This is a genomic window from Kitasatospora nipponensis, from assembly GCF_039528135.1.
GTDB lineage: Bacteria > Actinomycetota > Actinomycetes > Streptomycetales > Streptomycetaceae > Kitasatospora > Kitasatospora nipponensis.
Window position 1 is genome coordinate 1 of the sequence record NZ_BAAALF010000459.1, and the last position, 1,392, is coordinate 1,392.

Genomic DNA, 1,392 nt, shown 5'->3' on the forward strand with positions numbered 1-1,392 from the left:
CGACCAACTCGGTCGCCTGGAACGACGTGCCGATCACTACCTATCAAGAAGCCAGCGCGGCAATCCGTTCCTCTGCAAGCGTCAGCCGCCCTTGCCCTAGCCCGGTGCCCCGCTGTGGCAGCTCCACGCTCGGCGGAATCCGAGCGTGGAGCCTTTGCGGCCGTGAACCGCCCCTATGCGAGAGCGGGCGCACTCATGACGCTGAGAAGGGCCGTTCCCGCCGCTGGAGAAGCCGTTGCCATCTGCCGAAGAGCTTCGCCTTGGAGGTAGCGGTAGCTCTGCGGCGGGTGAAACGCTCCGGCGGACCGCAGCGCACTGAGCGGCACCGGTTCCTCGAAGGCGACCGGCTCCTCCAACGTGAGACCGCTGGCCTGGGTGGCGCCGCTCATGTACTCGTCGTACTCGCGCCGGGTGATGCCGGTACGGGAACGGCTAGTTGACCAGACCTCCCGAGGGGTGCCGACCTGGACGGCGGCGACGCGGGCCATGCCCACCAGGGCCATGGTGGGCGCGGTGGCGTAGAGCACGACAGGCGTTCCGGGAGGGACAGCGACTCGCTGGCGTCGCACCTCGACTGTCTTGCTGCCCGCGAGGATCGCGGTGGCAAAGCGCGGGTGGACTGAGAGCAGGAGCGCGCGTTCCATCTCGTTCACGTCCGTCGGTGCCCTTCCTGGTAAACCGCCTGGAACAGCCTGTTGTCGATCTTCGTCAGCGACATCAGGGACAACCGTAGCCCTAGGCCCTCTGCCAGCGAGGTCAAGCGCCGCAACGTTACCGCCTTGGGGAAGAGCTCGGTGTCCGAGAACCGCAAGGCCATAGCCTTGCCTGACGATCTGTCAGCGATTTTGTGGATCTCCCTCTGACCATATACGCCCAAGTGTTCGAATCGCGCACGCAGGGCCTCGGCTGAGTCGACCACCACTTCCTCCAGTCGCGAGCAGCCGATCACCAACTGCCCTTCCTGGTTGGACAGTCCCTTGCTGACGTACCAGAGCAGGCGGGCTGGGATGCTCTCGCCGCGGTGGCCGGGGGAGCGGTAGTAGACGTGCTCCCTGCTGATGCCCAGTTCGTTGCGCCGGGGCAACAGCATCGCGGGCACGTTGAACAACTCCGTGGACCAGCGCGGGTCGATTGGCACGATGAATGAAGGCAGCTGCGAGTCCATGACCTTCGCCGGCCACCAGGACCGTTCGGCCACGCCGGCAACTTCGGCCGAAAGCTCAGCGGGGAGGGTGTCCGCCGTTTTGCCTAGCTCCCGTGCTGCCAAGGCGGCTGCATTGGTGATCGCAGAGGATGTTCCGCAGATGTCCACCAGCAACGTTGCCTGACCGCCGGTGTACTCGAAGAAGCCGTCGTCGCTAGCTGCTGCCCGCGCGGTGGCTGATACGAAGG

General features: G+C 65.7%; 1 protein-coding gene and 1 pseudogene. Both read right to left on the reverse strand.

Annotated features, from left to right (window positions below; translation table 11 throughout):
* Nucleotides 1–173 precede the first annotated feature (173 nt).
* Nucleotides 174–644 (reverse strand): ASCH domain-containing protein, encoded by a 471-nt coding sequence (locus ABD323_RS41175; RefSeq protein WP_184924665.1) that lies wholly within the window; start codon nt 642–644, stop codon nt 174–176.
* A 5-nt stretch (nt 645–649) separates the two neighbouring features.
* Nucleotides 650–1,392 (reverse strand): annotated as a pseudogene (locus tag ABD323_RS41180) (N-acetyltransferase); the annotation flags it as partial.